A 19,819-nucleotide genomic window follows, 5' to 3' on the forward strand; every position below is an offset into this window, starting at 1 on the left:
ATTTTTATGGTTTTTTTAGATTAAAAAGTTAACCTTATCTTTTTATGTCGTATTTAAAACTTAAAATCGTCATTTTTGACATATTTGACACTTTTGTCATTTGACATAATTGTCATGGTGGCAAAATTGTCGTTATATTTTTTATATATAATAAAACACTCTACTTATTAGTAGAGTGTTTTGATTTTAAACAAAGCGATTATTAATCAGTTAAAAATAATTATTTAATAAATAACCTTAAATAAAATAACGTTATTTATTCGATTGACGTTTTGCTTGTTGTAATTTTTCATACGCGGCTAATAAAGATTGATGAACAGGCAAATTCGCTAATGATGGATCAATGGGTTGCAAGCCATAAAAAGGTTGTTTACCTTTAATTGCATTTAATGCAGCTTGCAGTGTTTCCTCGCCATACATACGAGAAAAAGCCTCCATATATTGTGCAGGCTCACGATCATGCTCTTCACGTAGGAGTAAAAGATTATGCAGGCAACGATAATAATTTTGACGCGCTGGTGTAAATAATGATGCGTTGAAATCTTGTGTCCACTCAACCCAAACTAATGCTTGTTCTAAATCGCCACCAGCGAGTGCTAACATTGATTTTAATTCACCTACACGTAAATGACTCCAGCCATTATCTTTACCCGGTGCAATACCAATCATTTCTCTGATACGAGTAAAGTCATCTAAGCCATCTTCATCAAATTGGCCAATAAGTGAGAGGTACTCTTCTTTTGTGCCATGACTTGTTGGTAAAGAAAGAATGGTGTCACGCCAATGGACACCCATAATGTTATTGGCTAGTTGCAGATCTTCAGCAGGATAAATATCGGATAAGCCAGGGACTAAAATACGGCAAGCATAAACCCCTAAATGGTCATAATCCATAATATACACTTCTGCATCACATTGCTGGCACAGTGACATTAATGTGTGGAATTCTTCTTCGGTTGAACCACTGAAATCCCAATCCACAAATGGATAGTCTGCATCTTTTTTAAACAGATCCCAACTAATTAAACCACTAGAGTCGATAAAGTGGGTTTCAAGATTAGTGTGATCACCGACTTCTTCATCATCAAAACTCGGTGGATTGAAAACATCGAGATCTTTAAGGCTACGGCCTTGCAATAACTCAGTAACAGTACGCTCTAATGCCACACCAAAATCGGGATGAGCACCAAAAGAAGCGAAACAAGTCCCATTTTGTGGGTTAAACAGCACGACGCAAATAACGGGGAATTGTCCCCCTAAAGAAGCATCAAAACTAAAAATAGGGAAGCCTTCTTTTTCTAATGTCGTAATAGCTTCAATAACAGCAGGATAACGAGCTAAAACTTCATGGGGAATTTTAGGCAAGCTAATTCTTTCGCTGATAATTCTATTTTTGACATAGCGTTCAAACACTTCAGAAAGCCCTTGTACTCGAGCTTCATTTTGCGTATTTCCTGCTGACATACCATTAGATGCGTAAAGATTTGCAATGATATTAACAGGTATATATACAGGTGTTTTATCTGATTGGCGAATAAACGGTAAGGCACAAATACCACGTTCTGAATTACTTGATTGTAAATCAACCAGTTCACTGCCACATAGCTCACCTTCAGGATCGTAAAATTGACGTAAACGTGCATCTAATAAGCCTTCAGGTACAGCATCATCATCTGTCAGTGGAAACCATTTTTCATTTGGGTAATGAACAAACTCACCTTCTGCAATATCAGCGCCTAGCCAGAAATCAGAAAAGAAATAATTGGTTGAGAGACGTTCAAAATATTCGCCTAATGCTGAAGCCAATGCTGCTTTTTTAGTAGCACCTTTGCCGTTAGTAAAACATAACGGACAATCTTTATCACGAATATGAACAGACCAAACGTTAGGAACAGGATTTAACCATGAAGCTTCTTCAATGTTAAAACCTAACTGAGTTAATTTTTGCTGAAAGCTAGCGATAGAGTCTTCCAGTGCGGCATCTTTGCCGGGAATAAATGTTTGTGACATGGCAGGTTTCATCAATATTTTACGAGTGATAGTTAGGGGCACATGATACTGAAATCGTCGCTAATGCACTAATTATTTCTCGTATCGGTTGATTTTAAATAACATTCCTTATCATTAATGCACTAATATATTAGTTCTTTTGATAAATTCGTTCTATTTATCACGGAATTACTAATAATAAATCATCATAATTGGACGCGATTTTATAGACTCATAAGGATTAAAAAATGATAAGAAAAACATTGCTAGCCAGCTTATTAACCGTAATTAGTGGTACCGTTTTTGCTTTACCTAATGTGACAATCCTCGCAACTGGGGGAACCATCGCAGGTGGTGGAGACTCTGCCACTTCTTCAAGCTACACAGCAGGAAAATTAGGCATTGATACATTGATTAATGCCGTACCTGAGGCAAAAAAAGTCGCTAACTTAACAGGCGAGCAAGTGGTTAATATTGGTTCGCAAGATATGAACGACCAAGTGTGGTTAAAACTGGCGAATAAAATTAATACGGATTGTGATAAAACAGACGGCTTTGTGATAACCCATGGTACAGATACGATGGAAGAGACCGCCTATTTTCTTGACTTAACCACAGCATGTAAAAAACCGGTGGTGATGGTAGGGGCAATGCGCCCAGCAACAGCATTAGGTGCTGATGGTCCATTAAACCTCTATAATGCCGTAGTGGTGGCGAGTGATAAAGCATCTGAAAATCGTGGTGTATTAGTTACCATGAATAATTCGGTAATTAGTGGTAAAGATGTTGTCAAAATGAATACGACAGAAGTGCAAGCATTCCAGCCGATTAATGCGGGTGCTCAAGGTTATGTTCACGATGGTAAAGTACACTATTACACTGCTGCAACACCGCGCGCTGAGAAAGTTGCCTTTGATGTCAGCAAATTAACCGAATTACCAAAAGTAGGTATTGTTTATAACTATGCTAATGCATCTGATTTACCGGCTAAAGCGTTTATAGATAACCACTTTAAAGGTATTGTTAGTGCAGGTGTCGGCAACGGTAATTTATATTCTGACATCTTAAATACTTTAGCTGATGGTGTAAAAAAAGGTGTTGTTGTGGTTCGTTCAAGTCGTGTTCCGGTTGGATTTACCACACAAAATGGTGAAGTAGATGATGCAAAATATGGCTTTATTGCTTCAGAACGTTTAAATCCACAGAAAGCAAGAGTGTTATTACAGTTATCTTTGACAGAAACACAAGATCCCGCCACGATCCAAGAAAACTTTGAAAAATATTGATTAGATTTTTTGTTTTTTAGTTAAATCAGAAAACCATCCGCTGATGCATAGCAGATGGTTTTCTTTGCTAAAGATTATTTTATTTTGAGTAATTTAATATAAAATTGGACACCTTCTCTATTATTTTGAATATTGCTTATATTCTTATCGCGTGTGTGTAACCGCTCTGTCATGATAATACCATCATTTATCAGATTGCTATCCTCACTAATATTTAAAGTTAAGTTTTTCATTAGGCTAATAGTATCTTTGGGTATTAATCCTATATATATACCACTGTATATATTATTAGTTTTGCCTGTATTAAGCCAATATGGCATGCCAATAGTTCCACTTTCCATATTGTGGAAGAAAGACCCATTTTTCAGATCTAAATATCCGTTTCTAGCGAGAATATATCCATGGTTATTAAATATTGTTTTATTTAGATTAAGTTGTATAGCATTTTTACTACGGTTACTACTTTCTAAACTACCATAATTATAAATAGTAGTATCAGAAGCATTGATAATGATATTTTTAGAAGAGATTAAACCTTGTTTTTTAGGATCACCATTTTTATCACCTAATATTATCTGACTGGGGAGATTATCTCTTTTTATATTTGAGCGCATAGCGTATTCTTGTTTTAAGATACTTTCGTCTTCTTTAATTATTACTTCTTCTTTACCTGAATGAATAATTATATCTTTTTTAGAAGATATAAATCCGTTTTCTAACTTAATGTTATTAGATATGATATTAAGTTTATTAAAAGAATGACTAGAACTACGGTCATTTTCGTTACTGAATACAATTTTTCCAATATGATCAATTGATTTTCCACCCATATATCCTTTATTTGTGGGAGCGATAGATTTTTCTAAGCGGTAGCCGATTAATTCATCATTATTATTGATAACAGGTTTCCCAGTTGTTAACGTTTCTTGTAAGGTATTCGAAAAACTACAATTATGGCATTCAATACCATTTGGGTTGGCTATAACAACATGAGCTGCATTGCCAACTACCGCGATATTTCCCGATAAGAGTGACGTTGCTCCATTAACCACTTCATTAATAATAGTCTCAGCGGCAACCTCTTTATTATTTAAAATAATGCCAGCATCAGTTACATGAAATCTATCATATTTATTATAAGAAATGCCTTTGGAATTTTTTGGTGCTATTAATATTTCTGCTTGATTATGATTGGTTTCATTGGGTTTAACGGTTGTTGAAGAATCTTGATTAATAAAAACAAGATTAGAATAATGTTTATTATATTCATAGTTAGGCTGTACTACGGCTTGGCATATTGATGGTGTGTATATTACGCCAATTATTATTGCATTTCTTAATTTCATATATTTACCCTTGTATATTATTTAGGGCTAATTTATCGATATTAAAAACACAAATAAAGATAGTCAGGTTTAAAAGGCGTTTATTTATAAAAAATAAAAAGGCTATTTTTTTAATAGCCTTTTGGGTTATATGTTATTAATGTTTTCTTATATTGGAAACAACGTTTTTTGCAGTAATAAATGCAATCAGTGGGGTAATAGAAAATACAATAAATAACCAATGGGCTGCATTTTGTGCGCCAGCAATACCTCCGGGGTTGGTTAATCCTGCCATATTTACAACAGTACCTGAAATGGCAGCACCTACAGCGGTTGAAAATAGCTGAATAGTAGTGATTGACGTCGCCGCTTTTTGCGCTTCTTCCCCTTGAGAAACCTGTAATACACGAGTGAGATAATGAGGCCACGCCATGCCAATTCCTGCACCTGTAAAAAAGAGGGCTAGACAAATAATAATCACTTGCCCATAAGGTAAAAGGAGATAATTTGAAATTAATAAGCCAAGAACAATTATGGCAGTAAAGTTAATGGCAGGGCCGATACGCATAAGACGCTGAGCAATACTGCTTGATTGAGATGAAGAGATAATAGCCGAAAAAGACCAACCAGCACCGACTAAAGCAGCTAAATAACCGGAAAGTAATGGAGTAATACCATGGATCATTTGTAAAAAATAGGGCACAAATACTTCTGTCTGAACACTTATTCCTAGCAATGCCATAGTCAGATAAATAGGGGATAGTGGGGCTGAAAAAGAGAATGTTCCTTTAGGAAAAAGCCCATCATGAGATCTCTTATCGATATAAATTAATAATAAGATAAAAATAATTGCTAATAGAAAAGATAAAATATGATATAGCGTAACTTGATACAAGCTACCGATTGAGATAGATAACACTGCTAATATTAATAAGGTAAGTTGTAGGTAGGGAAGTGATGTTTTTTTGTTAGCAATATCAGCACTGTTTTCCTTAGGAAGGATAGTAAACAATAGAATAGCATAAGGAATGCCTACACAAAGAATAGACCAAAAAGCACCTCGCCAAATATTATATTCTGCAAATATTCCTCCTAATGCGGGACCCAGCAACGTTGATATTCCCCACATACTGGACATTAACGCCATAGCTCGAGACCATAATGGTTGCGGAAACATCACCCTGACCAATGAATAAGCTAAAGCCAGTAACATTCCGCCCCCCGCACCTTGAATAAATCGGCCAACCAACAAGATTGGCATTGAAGGGGCGGTAGCACAGATAATAGAGCCTGCTAAAAAGCAGAGTGTGGCAAATAAGTAGCTATTACGTGGCGCGAGCAAAATTAATAAACGAGAAGTCAACGCTGAAGAGAGAATGGATGCCAAAATAAAAACGGTGGTATTCCATGCATATAAATTAAGCCCACCGATATCACGAACAATAGAAGGTAGGGTGGTAATGGTGATATAGACATTAATAGCATGTAATGCCACTCCCCCTGCTAAAGCGAGTGATTTTAGACTATTTCGTCCTTTAAGTAGCATTCCCCAGCTCGCATCTTCCTTTTTATACTGACTCCCCGACATAAAATACTCCTAACGATTATTTTTGTGTGCTACACATAATACGTAAGTTTACAAAAGTCATTGCGCCAATTAGAGGAGAATGATACAACCGATAGAGGTCGTTTTGTCAAAACATATTCAGATAGGGTGAATTTGAATGAGTCAGGTATATAACTTTAGTGCAGGTCCGGCCATGTTACCGGCAGAAGTTCTTCGTCGTGCAGAATTAGAATTATGCAACTGGCACGGATTAGGGCGTTCTGTTATGGAGATCAGCCACCGCAGTAAAGAATTTTTGGAGGTTGCCCATCAGGCAGAGCAAGATCTACGGGATCTACTCAATGTACCAGAAAATTATAAAATTCTGTTCTGTCATGGTGGCGCTCGTGGTCATTTTGCGGCATTACCGCTTAATTTATTAGGTGAGAAAACCACCGCTGATTATATCGATGGAGGATATTGGGCTAAAAGTGCTGCCGATGAAGCGGAAAAATATTGTTCACCTAATATCATTAAAATAAAGACAGAAATTGACGGTAAAATCGCGGTTAAACCAATGAAAGAGTGGCAATTAAGTGATAATGCAGCCTATGTGCATTATTGCCCAAATGAAACTATCGATGGGATTGCTATCCACGAAGAGCCGGACTTTGATGATAAAAAAATTGTTATTGCCGACTACTCTTCCGCTATTTTATCTCAGCCACTTGATGTTAGCCGTTTTGGTATGATTTACGCTGGAGCACAAAAAAATATTGGTCCTGCGGGGTTAACACTGGTAATTATTCGCGAAGATTTACTGGGTAAAGCACGTAAAGAAACCCCTTCAGTATTTGATTACACAGTACTGGCTGAAAATGACTCTATGTTTAATACACCGCCGACTTTTGCTTGGTACTTATCAGGCATGGTGTTTAAATGGTTAAAAGAGCAAGGTGGCTTGCAAGAGATAGCAAAACGCAATTATGAGAAAGCGACACTGCTTTATAGTGCGATTGATAACAGTGATTTCTATATTAACCGTATTGCAACAGAAAACCGCTCTTTGATGAACGTACCTTTCCAAATGTCTTCTCCTGCTTTAGATGCGGTTTTCTTAAAAGAAGCTGAAGAGCAAGGATTAGTTGCGCTGAAAGGGCACCGTGTTTCAGGCGGTATGCGTGCATCTATTTATAACGCAATGCCTTTTGCTGGTGTACAAGCATTAGTTGATTTTATGGCTGATTTTGAGCGTCGCCACGCTTAATGGTTACCTTTTCACTGCTGCAAAACCTGTCTTATTGGCAGGTTTTCTGATAATTAAAGCACAGAGAGCCAACAACTGTTATCTCTGTGCCAATATGGCAAATAGATAAATATTAATTACGATAATCATACTATTTGACATTATTACACAGCATCTCTACCTATTTTGACTTATCTAGCGGAGCTTTTACCTGTTTATGGAATCGTTGACATTACAACCCATCGTACATATTGAAGGCACTATCAATTTACCCGGATCAAAAAGTGTCTCTAACCGTGCACTTTTATTGGCAGCTTTAGCCAAGGGAAAAACGCGTTTAACTAATTTATTAGATAGTGATGATATTCGTCATATGCTCAATGCATTAACTGCCTTAGGGGTACAATATCAATTATCAAATAATAATACGGTATGTGATATTGAAGGGTTAGCAGGTTCTTTTCATCCCCAGCAGCCACTTGAGCTTTTTTTAGGCAATGCAGGAACAGCGATGCGCCCATTGGCGGCAGCTTTAAGCCTCGGAGAGCACGATATTGTTCTTACGGGTGAGCCTCGTATGAAAGAGCGTCCTATTGGTCATTTAGTGGATGCGTTACGTCAAGGGGGGGCAAAGATTGATTATCTTGAACAAACGGACTATCCGCCGCTACGTGTTTGTGGGGGATTTTCGGGCGGGAGTGTTGATGTTGATGGCACCGTTTCCAGCCAATTTCTGACCGCATTACTAATGATGGCGCCTTTAGCTCAGCAAGACACCACTATTACCATTAAAGGTGAATTAGTCTCTAAACCTTATATTGATATCACGTTAGCCTTGATTAACACTTTTGGTGGAGAAATTGAAAATCAAAACTATCAGCGTTTTATGATTAAAGGTGGTCAACAATATCAATCTCCAGGTAAATATTTGGTTGAAGGCGATGCATCTTCTGCCTCTTATTTTTTGGCGGCAGCCGCCATTAAAGGAGGGATCGTGCGAGTGACCGGCATTGGTAAAAATAGCTTGCAAGGTGATATCCATTTTGCGTCTGTGCTTGAAAAAATGGGGGCTACAATACGTTGGGGTGACGATTATATAGAGTGTGAACGTGGCAAGTTAAAAGGGATAGATATGGATATGAATACTATTCCTGATGCGGCAATGACGATTGCTACGACAGCGCTTTTTGCTGAGGGTGAAACGACTATCCGTAATATCTATAACTGGCGGGTAAAAGAGACTGACCGTCTATCTGCCATGGCGACAGAATTACGTAAAGTTGGTGCGATGGTTGATGAAGGTCGCGACTACTTAACTGTGATACCGCCTAAACAGTTAACGACGGCTGAAATAAAAACCTATAATGATCACCGGATAGCTATGTGTTTTTCACTTGTGGCATTGTCTAACACGCCGATTACCATTCTTGATCCTGGCTGCACGGCAAAAACATTCCCTGACTATTTTGAAAAACTAGCAAGTATTTCTCATGCAAAAGTTTAATTAAAATAGCATCAATTAAATCGATAGTATTGGCTTTTCTCTAGTACGATACTATCGATTTTCTTAATTTAAGCGTGTTTTTATTCTATAAATAAGTAGATTAATAAAAAATTATCTTTAAAAAGCACTGCTTGTTTTTAACTGCTTGTTTCCTCCTCTACATAGTATGCGTATAATGACGCGCAATATATTAATACTGTTTTTCTCTGTTTAGAGCTTATGTTGTATGACACCGTAGGTTCACGGCAGTAAATATGGAAAAACAGTGCCCATGAAAAGGAGAAACTCATGGCGGTTATCGTCCCTGTAATTACTGTTGATGGGCCTAGCGGAGCAGGTAAAGGAACATTGTGTCAAGCATTAGCAAAAGCCTTTGGTTGGCATTTACTTGATTCCGGTGCTATTTACCGTGTATTAGCATTAGCAGCATTACATCATCATGTGGACATTACATCAGAAGATGCATTAGTGCCTTTAGCGGCGAATTTGGATGTGCGCTTTATACCTAATGACAATGGTTTAAGTGTTATTCTTGAAGGTGAAGATGTTTCAACCGAAATTCGTACTGAAACCGTTGGCAACACAGCGTCACAAGCAGCAACGTTTCCTCGCGTAAGAGAAGCATTATTACGCCGTCAGCGTGCATTTCGTACTGCACCGGGATTAATTGCTGATGGCCGAGATATGGGCACAATCGTTTTTCCTGATGCGCAAGTAAAAATATTTCTTGATGCCAGTGCGCAAGAGCGTGCACGTCGTCGCATGTTACAGTTGCAGGAGAAAGGCTTTAATGTTAACTTTGAACGCCTTTTATCCGAGATAAAAGAGCGTGATTATCGTGATAGAAATCGCGCAGTAGCGCCTTTGGTTGCGGCAAAAGATGCATTAATTCTCGATTCAACAAGCTTATCTATTGATGAAGTTATTGAAAAATCGTTAGCTTATGCGAAAAAAATCTGCAATTAACAGCGTAATTCGTTTTTATTTCGTTTATACTAGGTAATTATTAAAATCGGGTTGACGTGTTAATGAATACACAATAATGCCCGATGACCTTGTCACAAAGGATGTAACGAGGTATGTGAAACAACCCCATTCGGCCGGATGCTAAATGGACGTTAATTAAATTTACTTGAAGATCATTAACATGACAGAATCTTTTGCTCAACTCTTTGAAGAATCCCTAAAAACAATCGAAACTCGTCCAGGTGCAATCGTTCGTGGCGTTGTTGTTGCTATCGATAAAGACGTTGTTCTGGTTGATGCAGGTCTGAAATCAGAATCTGCGATTCCTGTAGAACAATTCAAAAACGCGCAAGGCGAATTAGAAATCCAAGTGGGTGACGAAATTGACGTTGCTCTGGACGCGGTTGAAGATGGCTTCGGTGAAACCGTTCTGTCTCGTGAGAAAGCTAAACGTCACGAAGCGTGGCTGATGCTGGAAAAAGCTTACGAAGAAAACGAAACTGTTGTTGGTATCATCAACGGTAAAGTTAAAGGTGGTTTCACTGTTGAACTGAACGGCATTCGTGCGTTCTTACCGGGTTCACTGGTAGACGTTCGCCCAGTTCGCGATACAACTCATCTGGAAAACAAAGAGCTTGAGTTCAAAGTCATCAAATTAGACCAAAAACGTAACAACGTTGTTGTGTCTCGTCGTGCGGTTATCGAATCTGAGAACAGCGCAGAACGTGATCAACTGTTAGAAAACCTGCAAGAAGGCATGGAAGTTAAAGGTATCGTTAAGAACCTTACTGACTACGGTGCATTCGTTGATCTGGGCGGTGTTGACGGCTTACTGCACATCACTGATATGGCTTGGAAACGTGTTAAACACCCAAGCGAAATTGTCAATGTTGGCGACGAAATCACTGTTAAAGTCCTGAAATTCGACCGTGAGCGTACTCGCGTATCATTAGGTCTGAAACAACTGGGCGAAGATCCATGGGTAGCTATCGCTAAACGTTATCCAGAAGGTACTAAACTGACTGGTCGTGTAACTAACCTGACTGACTATGGTTGCTTCGTAGAAATCGAAGAAGGCGTTGAAGGTCTGGTACACGTTTCTGAAATGGATTGGACTAACAAAAACATTCACCCATCTAAAGTTGTTAACGTTGGTGATGTTGTTGAAGTTATGGTTCTTGACATCGATGAAGAACGTCGTCGTATTTCACTGGGTCTGAAACAGTGTAAAGCAAATCCATGGCAGCAATTCGCAGAAACTCACAACAAAAACGACCGTGTTGAAGGTAAAATCAAGTCTATCACTGACTTCGGTATCTTCATCGGCTTAGACGGTGGTATTGACGGTCTGGTTCACTTATCTGACATTTCTTGGAATGTTGCAGGTGAAGAAGCTGTTCGTGAGTACAAAAAAGGCGACGAAATCGCTGCAGTAGTACTGCAAGTTGACGCTGAGCGTGAGCGTATCTCTCTGGGCGTTAAACAATTATCAGAAGATCCATTCAATAATTACCTGTCTGCTCACAAAAAAGGTGCTATTGTTTCTGGTAAAGTAACTGCTGTTGATGCTAAAGGCGCAACTGTAGAATTAGCTGACGGCGTTGAAGGTTACCTACGTGCTTCAGAAGCTTCACGTGACCGCGTTGAAGATGCAACTCTGGTTCTGAATGTTGGCGATGCTGTAGAAGCTAAATACACTGGTGTTGACCGTAAAAACCGCGTTATCAACCTGTCTGTTCGTGCTAAAGACGAAGCAGATGAGAAAGACGCTATCGCTTCTGTAAACAACAAAGAAGAAGCTGGTTTTTCAAACAACGCTATGGCTGAAGCTTTCAAAGCAGCTAAAGGCGAATAATTTAAGTTATTAACGGAAGGCAACGAGAGTCGTTGCCTATTTATCGGTAGTCTAGGGAGGTAATATGACCAAGTCTGAGTTAATCGAGAGACTTGCAGGCCTACAATCTCATCTTTCGGCTAAGACGGTTGAAGAAGCTGTAAAAGAAATGCTTGATCATATGGCTGATACTTTGGCTGATGGTGAGCGTATCGAAGTCCGCGGATTCGGCAGTTTTTCTCTACACTACCGTGCGCCGCGTACGGGTCGTAACCCGAAAACTGGTGATAAGGTAGAGCTGGAAGGTAAATACGTTCCACACTTTAAGCCAGGTAAAGAGTTACGTGACCGTGTAAATATTTATACGGAATAATAGTTTCCTATCAAATAGGCATAAAGTTAGTAAACTTTTTCAAAAACGGTGCTTCGGTGCCGTTTTTTATTGGGTTATCGGTTGGTATTAAGTTACGTTCTACTATTCTCTATTCTCTATTCTCTATTCTCTATTCTCTATTCTCTATTCTCTATTCTCTATTCTCTATTCTCTATTCTCTATATTCTTTATCACTTCTCTATATTCTCTTTATTAGCGATTATTGTAAGACATTGGGCTTACCTTACGTGATCTTTATCTATTTGGCTTGAGTTAATTTTGATATTTGCCGTTATTCCATCACTTTTTAGAACAACTTCGCAAAAAATAGTGTATGCGCTTAAAACGAAAGTTTTTATTAAAAGAGAGTTCGAAAAAAATACGATTTTAACTATCTTAGGTAACAATTTAACAGCATGATATTACAAGAAAAAATTAATTATATGGATGTAAAATATGATTTTATTAGCCAAGATAAAATATATTTATAGAAATAAAATAGTGTTAATAAAATGGCATTATCTATATGCTAAATATATTGCAATGCTAGGGCTAAAACCTCTTAATATAGATTATCTTGCCGTTATCATTATATTAAGTTGCTTACCTTTACTTATTCAACGTGAAACACTGAGTTTACCCCTGAGTTATACACTGATTATCGTAGGGGTATTGTTATATTTAATTCCTTTTTCATACTTACGTTTTTTGTTGCTATTACTCTATTTTTGGTGCTATGCAAACAGTACTGCCTCTTCTTTAATGGCCAAAACCTCTCAACTTGCTGACACCATTGCCACAATAGAAAGCGCAATTCTAGAATATCGTCGATTGCCGGATAGCAATATAATGATTAAAGTTGCTATTCCTAAACAGCATCTCTTTTCTGCTAAGCTCTATGCCAATATATATTGGCGTCATCCGCCTAAAAATGTCGTAGTCGGGCAAACATGGCTGTTTAAAATTCACTTTCGTGCAGTACATGGTTATTTAAATGAGGGAGGATTTGACAGCCAAAAATATGCCGTTTCAGTAAGAGAAACATTGTCAGGAAAAATATTATCAGCCACATTAACGAATTCTCACCTTCCTATTTATACTCAATTTATTCACTATCTTTCATCTCATTGGCAAGCCACAAAAAATAGTGGCGAAATCACAGCATTAGTGTTAGGTGATAAACGAGGTATTTCTGCTGAAAATAAAATACTTTATATGAAAACAGGTATTTCGCACCTTATTGTGATTTCAGGACTGCATATTGGCCTTGCTGCTCTGTTTGGTTGGCTGATGGCGAGAGGAGTACAATATCTTTTCCCAACGCAATGGATTAACCCACAATTTCCTTTGGTTATTAGTTTAGGTTGTGGTGTTTTTTATGCGGCTTTATCAGGATGGGGGATCCCCGCAACCAGAGCGATAATAGGCCTAACTATTTGGGTTTTACTCCATTGGCGTAGTGGACTTTTTTTACCTTGGCAGTGGGCGATTTGGAGTGCGGCAGTGATTTTATTGCTTGATCCGCTTGCCATATTATCCGCTAGTTTTTGGTTATCCTTTTCTGCAGTATTTGCCATCATTGTTTGGTATTGGCTCTATCCATTAAATAAAAGATTTAGCCAGCAAAAACGTTGGTTTGTTATTAGACTCATTCATTTGCAACTAGGGCTATTGATCATCTTATTACCTTTTCAATACTACTTATTTGGTGGTGGTAATCTTTTTAGCTTGCTTGTTAATTTATGGGCTGTGCCTATTATTTCGTTTATTACCGTACCACTTATTATGTGTGGGCTATTTACTGTCTTTTTACCTGTTCTACAACCTATTATTTGGTCATGGGTTGATCAGTCTATCAATTGGGCATTTTTCTGTGCGCCTTATTTTCTTGCGTATTGGCAACCCTGTGGCGCTGTCCCCTGGTTATTTGCATTAAGCGGTATTATGACTCTTTTAGTTATCAAAATGAGCTGGTGGCGTCATCATGTGATTATTTTGATCACTATTGCTACTTTTTTATATTGTGAACTGTCTTTCTCTAAACGTTATGATTGGCGAATAACCATGTTAGATGTTGGACATGGTTTAGCTATTATTATTGAAAAAGAGGGAGAAGCGGTTATCTATGACACAGGGATACGCTGGAAAAGTGGTGGCACTATTGCTAAAAATGTCATTATTCCCTATCTAACGCATCATCGATTACAGCCTGTTGCCATGATAATTAGCCATGATCACCTTGATCATACTGGTGGTATTGACGACTTATTACGTGCTTATCCCAAGTTAACTATCCGTAGTAGCTTTGACAATCCCCAACATTTACCGTGTTTACAAGGGGGAGTATGGCAATGGAAAAACCTTACTTTCAACGCGCTCTGGCCGCTGACATTATCTCGCTCACCTAAAAATAATGATTCTTGTGTGATTTCATTAACGGATGGTAACAGTGTTATTTTATTAACCGGCGATCTGGAAAAAGAGGGGGAAGCGCAACTACTGAGAAGGAAAAAAGCCTATTTAAAAGCGGATATTTTACAAGTTCCTCATCATGGTAGCCAAACATCATCCACATTGGCGTTTATTCAAGCAATATCACCAAAATATGCACTAGTTTCTGCTGCACGTTATAGCCCTTGGCGTTTACCTTCTGATAAAGTACATAACCGTTATAAAAAAGAGGCCATTGATTGGCTAACAACATCGATAAATGGGCAAATTTCTATCGAGTTTAAACACGGAAAGATTGATGTATACACCTATAGACGAGATATTTTACCTCGTTGGTATCATCAGTGGTTTGGTGTTTTGACGTTTCCCGAGTAGAATAGCCCGCTATTTATTAAAAGTTTGGTAATATATATGAATGATATAGACCTATCAACGTGGCAAACATTTCGACGCTTATGGCCGATGATTCGGATCTTTAAAGCGGGGTTGTTTGCTGCAGCAGGCGCATTAATCATAAATGCGGGTGTTGATGCATTTATGATCTCTTTATTGAAACCTCTGCTTGATGAAGGCTTCGGTAAAGCAAGTAATGATGTATTAAAATGGATGCCTTTAGCCGTTATTGGCCTGATAGTTCTGCGTGGTATATCTAACTTTATTTCTAGTTACTGCCTTTCTTGGGTATCAGGAAAAGTCGTGATGAATATGCGCCGTCGGCTGTTTTCTCATATTATGGGAATGCCGGTGAGCTTTTTTGATCAGCAATCTACAGGTACGTTATTATCACGTATTACCTATGATTCAGAACAGGTCGCTTCATCTTCATCAGGGGCTTTGATCACTGTTGTCCGTGAAGGGGCTTATATCATCGGCTTATTTGGCTTGATGTTCTACTATAGCTGGCAGTTATCACTTATCTTGATTGTGATCGCACCTATTGTGGCGGTGGTGATCAGAATGGTATCAACACGCTTTAGAACCATCAGTAAGCGTATCCAAAATAGTATGGGGCAGGTGACAACAAGTGCTGAACAAATGCTTAAAGGCCATAAAGAAGTCTTAATTTTTAATGGTCAAGAAGTTGAGAATAAGCGCTTTAATCATGTTAGTAACCATATTCGTCGCCAAGGTATGCGTATGGTGGTGGCATCTTCTATATCAGATCCCATTATCCAGCTTATTGCTTCTTTTGCTTTAGCCTTTGTTTTATATGCAGCCAGTTTTCCTGAGATTATGGATACCCTGACTGCAGGGACAATTACGGTGGTCTTCTCTTCAATGGTCGCTTTAATGCGCCCATTAAAATCATTAACTAACGTTAATGCTCAATTCCAACGAGGCATGGCTGCTTGCCAAACATTATTTGCTATCCTTGATATGGAACAAGAGAAAGATACCGGCACCCTTGAGCTGAAAAAACCAACAGGTGATATTGAGTTCCGTAATGTCACTTTCCAATATATCACCAAAGATACACCTGCTTTGAAAAATCTGTCCTTCACTATTCCTGAAGGGAAAACAGTGGCACTAGTAGGGCGTTCAGGCTCAGGTAAATCTACTATTGCAAACCTCCTCACTCGTTTTTATGACGTTAACGAAGGGGAGATTTTGATCAATGGTCACGATATTCGTGATTACACATTAAGATCACTACGTAATCAGGTTGCGTTAGTTTCACAAAATGTGCATCTGTTTAATGAAACGGTAGCAAACAATATTGTTTATGCTTGTGAAGACCAATATACCCGTGAGGATATCGAGAAAGCGGCTAAAATGGCTCATGCTATGGACTTTATCCAAAAATTAGATAATGGTCTCGATACTGAAATTGGTGAAAATGGCGTGTTGTTATCAGGTGGTCAGCGTCAACGTATTGCCATTGCAAGGGCACTATTGCGTGATGCGCCTATTCTTATCTTAGATGAGGCAACTTCAGCATTAGATACTGAATCAGAGCGGGCAATTCAAGCTGCACTTGATGAACTGCAAAAAAATAGAACATCATTAGTGATTGCTCACCGTCTATCAACCATTGAAAAAGCAGATGAAATTTTAGTGATTGAAGATGGGGAAATTGTTGAACGTGGTGCTCATCTTGATTTAATTGAGCGAAAAGGCGTTTATGCTCAGCTACACAGGATGCAATTTGGCAAATGATTGAGCGGATTTGGTCTGGTAAATCGTGGTGTTACCTTCTTTTATTGCCTTTTTCATGGCTCTATGGGGCGATCAGCCTTTTTAGGCGTTTTGCCTATAAACAAGGCTGGTTGTCCTCATGGAAATCCCCCGTACCTGTTGTTGTGGTAGGTAACTTAACGGCAGGAGGTAATGGTAAAACACCAGTGGTGATTTGGCTTGTTGAGCAATTAAAAGCACAAGGCTTTAAACCTGCGGTTGTTTCTCGTGGTTATGGCGGGAAATCAGACCAATATCCTTTATTATTGTCGCCAGAAACACAGCCGGCCGTCGCAGGAGATGAACCGGTTTTAATTTATCATCGCACTGGCGTACCTGTTGCCGTTGCACCTTCTCGCAGTGATGCGGTCAAAGCGCTATTAGCGCAATATGATCTTGATATTATTATTACTGATGATGGATTACAGCATTATGCCCTACAGCGAGATTATGAAATCGTCGTTATTGATGGACAACGGCGTTTTGGTAATGGCTGGTGGTTGCCCGCAGGGCCGATGAGAGAGCGCGCTCATCGTCTTGATTCTGTTGATGCGGTTATTGTCAATGGTGGTGATTGTCAAGCGAATGAAATAGCGATGAGTTTAGAGGGAGAAATCGCGGTAAATCTAAAGACAGGTGAGAAAAAAGCTATTACTGAGTTGGGTAATGCAGTTGCTATGGCAGGGATTGGTCATCCTCCTCGTTTCTTTAATTCCTTGCAAGATAAAGGGGTTAAGTTAATTGCGACTAAAGCCTTTAATGATCATAGTGAATATACCCTACAAGAGTTACAAATACTGACGCCTCACCAAGAGCCTCTGATTATGACAGAAAAAGACGCAGTTAAATGCCAGCATTTTGCGCAAAACAACTGGTGGTATTTGCCTGTCAGTGCGGTATTGGAAGATCTATCTGTGCTAAATCAAGTCAGCCAATTAGTGACAACGCGAAAAAAACTTGTATATGATCTGAAACAATGATATTTATAATGGAAATCAGGATAGCGTTACATAAAGATTACCTACCCACTAATCGCATACCGCTTTTGTCGTAGTTCAATTTAACTCGCTAATACCCTATCTACTCAAAAGCCTTGTGTGGAGAGTTTTTAGATCTTTATTGTAGAGTTAATATTGTTATGCTGTGGATATTATTCGTGTTTGATAGTTAAAATGCTTTCGAATAGAAATTACTTTAACATTTATATCAAGCAAGTTTATTGATAGGTACAGGCTACAATATAGAATATGTCATATATTTGTCATGAATATTTTGTAGTTTAGTGTCTGTTCAATAAATAGTTATCTAATTTAGCTATCACGATTTTGAACATTTATATTGAATAATAAAATGCACTACTTAAATTAATGTGTTCAGAATTTAATGGGGTTTTATATAAGAAGACTTAATAAAAAGTAGAATGCATGTGTATAGAAGATAAAAACTATACAAAGAACAAAAGGAGTTTATCTATCATGACATTACAATTAAGAATGGGTCGCGTAAAATGGTTTGACAATAATAAAGGATATGGTCTTATTGTTGCAAAAGATCTTGAACAAGATATTTACGTCAATAAAAAAGCGATTGCCAATACAAAAAATAAAGCACTAACCGAAGGCCAAGACGTTGAGTTTTCTGTTATCAAAACAGCAGCAGGTCTAGAAGCCGCTGATGTTATCGGGTTCTAAATAGTCGACACCTATAATAAATGGGCAAGACCATGTTTTAACCTATTGATTTAATTAAAATCTATCATTACGTTGATGCAAAAAGGATAAAATAAGACGTTATCACTGATTGCTCAAGGTAATATAAAATGGTTGCCACGTTAATTAGAATGCAATAAAGATAATAAAAAGGTTAAATTATTATCAATAAAAGCGGAATGTAATTCTTTATTAATGATGTTGCAGACAAAACGATAAAAGGCCACATTATTGTGGCTTTTTTGTTGCTTATAGTGAAAAAGAAAATAGTAAATTTATTAATAGAGAAAATATTTAGCGAATAATTACCAAACCCGCGGTGTAGAGTATTAACGCTGATCCTTCCTTATGATATCCTTTTATCCTATAACATGATTAACCCTTGTGAGGGACAAAATGGATCACCGCTTACTCGAAATTATTGCTTGCCCAGTTTGCCATGGCAAACTTATCTTTGATAAAGAAAATTCAGAGCTTATCTGCAAAATTGATCATCTCGCTTATCCTGTTCGTGACAATATTCCGGTTCTACTAGAGAATGAAGCCAGAGAGTTGTCATTAGAAGAGGAAAAATAACCTAATGTTTACGGTCATTATCCCAGGTCGATATGCGTCGACTCGGTTACCCGGTAAGCCACTTGCTGATATTCATGGCAAACCGATGATTGTTCGTGTTATGGAACAAGCAAAGCGTTCAGGTGCTAAACGTGTCATTGTTGCAACTGATAACTTAGATGTGGTTCGTGCTGTTGAACAAGCGGGTGGAGAAGCGTGTATGACCCGTGAAGACCACCACTCAGGTACAGAGCGTTTAGCTGAGGTTATCGAAAAATATCAATTCGCAGATGATGAGATAATCGTTAATGTACAAGGCGATGAACCACTTATTCCACCCGCAATTATTACGCAAGTGGCGGAAAATTTAGCTAATTGTGGTGCAGGTATGGCAACTCTTGCTGTGCCTATCGTCGACTCAAAAGAAGCCTTTAATCCTAACGCTGTAAAAGTGGTTATGGATGCGAAAGGTTTTGCACTGTACTTTTCTCGAGCCACTATTCCTTGGGAAAGAGATCGTTTTAATCTCTCTCATGATGAAATAGGCGAGCATTACTTACGTCATATCGGTATTTACGCTTATCGTGCAGGCTTTATTCGTCGTTATATTACTTGGGAGCCAAGCCCATTGGAGTCTATCGAAATGTTAGAGCAGCTACGTGTATTGTGGTATGGCGAGAAAATCCATGTAGCAAAAGCGCTTGAAGTGCCGGGTGTCGGAGTTGATACTCAAGATGATTTAATTGCCGCGAGAGCTGCTTTTCGGGCACTAAACCAAGAGTTCTAATATTTGCAGTATATTGCAAATTAATGTTTAACGGCACTGGTATTCAGTGCCGTTGTTGTTTTCTACCATCGAT

Annotated in this window: 15 protein-coding genes; 12 read left to right on the plus strand and 3 right to left on the minus strand. The window is 38.3% G+C overall.

Annotation, left to right across the window (positions count from 1 at the left end):
* Positions 1 to 252 precede the first annotated feature (252 nt).
* Positions 253 to 2,010, minus strand: a complete 1,758-nt coding sequence (ycaO, locus tag AACV01_RS05215) for a 30S ribosomal protein S12 methylthiotransferase accessory factor YcaO (RefSeq protein ID WP_046335159.1) — start codon at positions 2,008 to 2,010, stop codon at positions 253 to 255.
* A 227-nt stretch (positions 2,011 to 2,237) separates the two neighbouring features.
* Between ycaO and ansB the strand changes: the two genes are divergently transcribed.
* Positions 2,238 to 3,275, plus strand: coding sequence for an L-asparaginase 2 (ansB, locus tag AACV01_RS05220; RefSeq protein ID WP_004244579.1), 1,038 nt, complete (start codon positions 2,238 to 2,240; stop codon positions 3,273 to 3,275).
* Positions 3,276 to 3,349: 74 nt separating this feature from the next.
* Here the strand turns inward: ansB and AACV01_RS05225 are convergent, their stop codons facing one another.
* Complete coding sequence (locus tag AACV01_RS05225) at positions 3,350 to 4,621, minus strand: two-partner secretion domain-containing protein (protein WP_161682531.1); 1,272 nt, start codon at positions 4,619 to 4,621, stop codon at positions 3,350 to 3,352.
* A 136-nt stretch (positions 4,622 to 4,757) separates the two neighbouring features.
* Positions 4,758 to 6,188: an MFS transporter gene (locus AACV01_RS05230; protein WP_161682533.1), complete on the minus strand. Its 1,431-nt coding sequence runs from the start codon at positions 6,186 to 6,188 to the stop codon at positions 4,758 to 4,760.
* Positions 6,189 to 6,324: 136 nt separating this feature from the next.
* On the opposite strand from AACV01_RS05230, the gene serC reads away from it, so the two are divergent.
* From serC to kdsB, 11 genes are all read left to right on the plus strand, one after another.
* Positions 6,325 to 7,413, plus strand: a complete 1,089-nt coding sequence (gene serC, locus AACV01_RS05235; protein ID WP_004244582.1) for a 3-phosphoserine/phosphohydroxythreonine transaminase — start codon at positions 6,325 to 6,327, stop codon at positions 7,411 to 7,413.
* A 196-nt stretch (positions 7,414 to 7,609) separates the two neighbouring features.
* Entirely contained in the window at positions 7,610 to 8,896 is a 1,287-nt protein-coding gene (gene aroA / locus AACV01_RS05240; protein ID WP_012367711.1) for a 3-phosphoshikimate 1-carboxyvinyltransferase, read from the plus strand.
* 288 nt (positions 8,897 to 9,184) lie between these two features.
* Complete coding sequence (gene cmk / locus AACV01_RS05245; RefSeq protein WP_020945417.1) at positions 9,185 to 9,862, plus strand: (d)CMP kinase; 678 nt, start codon at positions 9,185 to 9,187, stop codon at positions 9,860 to 9,862.
* A 181-nt stretch (positions 9,863 to 10,043) separates the two neighbouring features.
* Positions 10,044 to 11,717, plus strand: a complete 1,674-nt coding sequence (rpsA, locus tag AACV01_RS05250) for a 30S ribosomal protein S1 (protein WP_004244586.1) — start codon at positions 10,044 to 10,046, stop codon at positions 11,715 to 11,717.
* Between the two features lie 64 nt (positions 11,718 to 11,781).
* Positions 11,782 to 12,069 carry an integration host factor subunit beta gene (ihfB, locus tag AACV01_RS05255; protein ID WP_004244587.1) on the plus strand — a complete coding sequence of 96 codons (288 nt, stop codon included), beginning with the start codon at positions 11,782 to 11,784 and terminating at the stop codon, positions 12,067 to 12,069.
* Between the two features lie 501 nt (positions 12,070 to 12,570).
* Positions 12,571 to 14,895, plus strand: a complete 2,325-nt coding sequence (locus AACV01_RS05260) for a DNA internalization-related competence protein ComEC/Rec2 (RefSeq protein ID WP_337247708.1) — start codon at positions 12,571 to 12,573, stop codon at positions 14,893 to 14,895.
* A 36-nt stretch (positions 14,896 to 14,931) separates the two neighbouring features.
* Positions 14,932 to 16,677, plus strand: coding sequence for a lipid A ABC transporter ATP-binding protein/permease MsbA (gene msbA / locus AACV01_RS05265; protein WP_004244589.1), 1,746 nt, complete (start codon positions 14,932 to 14,934; stop codon positions 16,675 to 16,677).
* The gene (lpxK, locus tag AACV01_RS05270; protein WP_046335154.1) at positions 16,674 to 17,675 is read left to right on the plus strand and encodes a tetraacyldisaccharide 4'-kinase; all 1,002 of its coding nucleotides are present in this window, start codon (positions 16,674 to 16,676) and stop codon (positions 17,673 to 17,675) included. The genes msbA and lpxK overlap by 4 nt, the downstream gene beginning before the upstream one ends.
* Positions 17,676 to 18,170: 495 nt before the next feature.
* Positions 18,171 to 18,386: a cold-shock protein gene (locus tag AACV01_RS05275; protein WP_004247631.1), complete on the plus strand. Its 216-nt coding sequence runs from the start codon at positions 18,171 to 18,173 to the stop codon at positions 18,384 to 18,386.
* A 414-nt stretch (positions 18,387 to 18,800) separates the two neighbouring features.
* Positions 18,801 to 18,980, plus strand: a complete 180-nt coding sequence (locus tag AACV01_RS05280) for a Trm112 family protein (protein WP_004244593.1) — start codon at positions 18,801 to 18,803, stop codon at positions 18,978 to 18,980.
* A 4-nt stretch (positions 18,981 to 18,984) separates the two neighbouring features.
* Entirely contained in the window at positions 18,985 to 19,746 is a 762-nt protein-coding gene (kdsB, locus tag AACV01_RS05285; protein ID WP_004244594.1) for a 3-deoxy-manno-octulosonate cytidylyltransferase, read from the plus strand.
* The last annotated feature ends 73 nt before the right edge of the window (positions 19,747 to 19,819 follow it).

Source organism: Proteus sp. G2609 (assembly GCF_963896135.1).
Classification (GTDB): Bacteria; Pseudomonadota; Gammaproteobacteria; order Enterobacterales; family Enterobacteriaceae; genus Proteus; species Proteus mirabilis.

What these genes read in the sequence shown, in the direction of transcription:
- kdsB (WP_004244594.1), top strand. Translation starts at nt 18,985, where the DNA reads ATGTTTACGGTCATTATCCCAGGTCGATATGCGTCGACTCGGTTACCC.
- AACV01_RS05225 (WP_161682531.1), bottom strand. Translation starts at nt 4,621, where the DNA reads ATGAAATTAAGAAATGCAATAATAATTGGCGTAATATACACACCATCA.
- aroA (WP_012367711.1), top strand. Translation starts at nt 7,610, where the DNA reads ATGGAATCGTTGACATTACAACCCATCGTACATATTGAAGGCACTATC.
- AACV01_RS05275 (WP_004247631.1), top strand. Translation starts at nt 18,171, where the DNA reads ATGACATTACAATTAAGAATGGGTCGCGTAAAATGGTTTGACAATAAT.
- rpsA (WP_004244586.1), top strand. Translation starts at nt 10,044, where the DNA reads ATGACAGAATCTTTTGCTCAACTCTTTGAAGAATCCCTAAAAACAATC.
- lpxK (WP_046335154.1), top strand. Translation starts at nt 16,674, where the DNA reads ATGATTGAGCGGATTTGGTCTGGTAAATCGTGGTGTTACCTTCTTTTA.
- cmk (WP_020945417.1), top strand. Translation starts at nt 9,185, where the DNA reads ATGGCGGTTATCGTCCCTGTAATTACTGTTGATGGGCCTAGCGGAGCA.
- ihfB (WP_004244587.1), top strand. Translation starts at nt 11,782, where the DNA reads ATGACCAAGTCTGAGTTAATCGAGAGACTTGCAGGCCTACAATCTCAT.
- AACV01_RS05280 (WP_004244593.1), top strand. Translation starts at nt 18,801, where the DNA reads ATGGATCACCGCTTACTCGAAATTATTGCTTGCCCAGTTTGCCATGGC.
- AACV01_RS05230 (WP_161682533.1), bottom strand. Translation starts at nt 6,188, where the DNA reads ATGTCGGGGAGTCAGTATAAAAAGGAAGATGCGAGCTGGGGAATGCTA.
- ycaO (WP_046335159.1), bottom strand. Translation starts at nt 2,010, where the DNA reads ATGTCACAAACATTTATTCCCGGCAAAGATGCCGCACTGGAAGACTCT.
- serC (WP_004244582.1), top strand. Translation starts at nt 6,325, where the DNA reads ATGAGTCAGGTATATAACTTTAGTGCAGGTCCGGCCATGTTACCGGCA.
- ansB (WP_004244579.1), top strand. Translation starts at nt 2,238, where the DNA reads ATGATAAGAAAAACATTGCTAGCCAGCTTATTAACCGTAATTAGTGGT.
- msbA (WP_004244589.1), top strand. Translation starts at nt 14,932, where the DNA reads ATGAATGATATAGACCTATCAACGTGGCAAACATTTCGACGCTTATGG.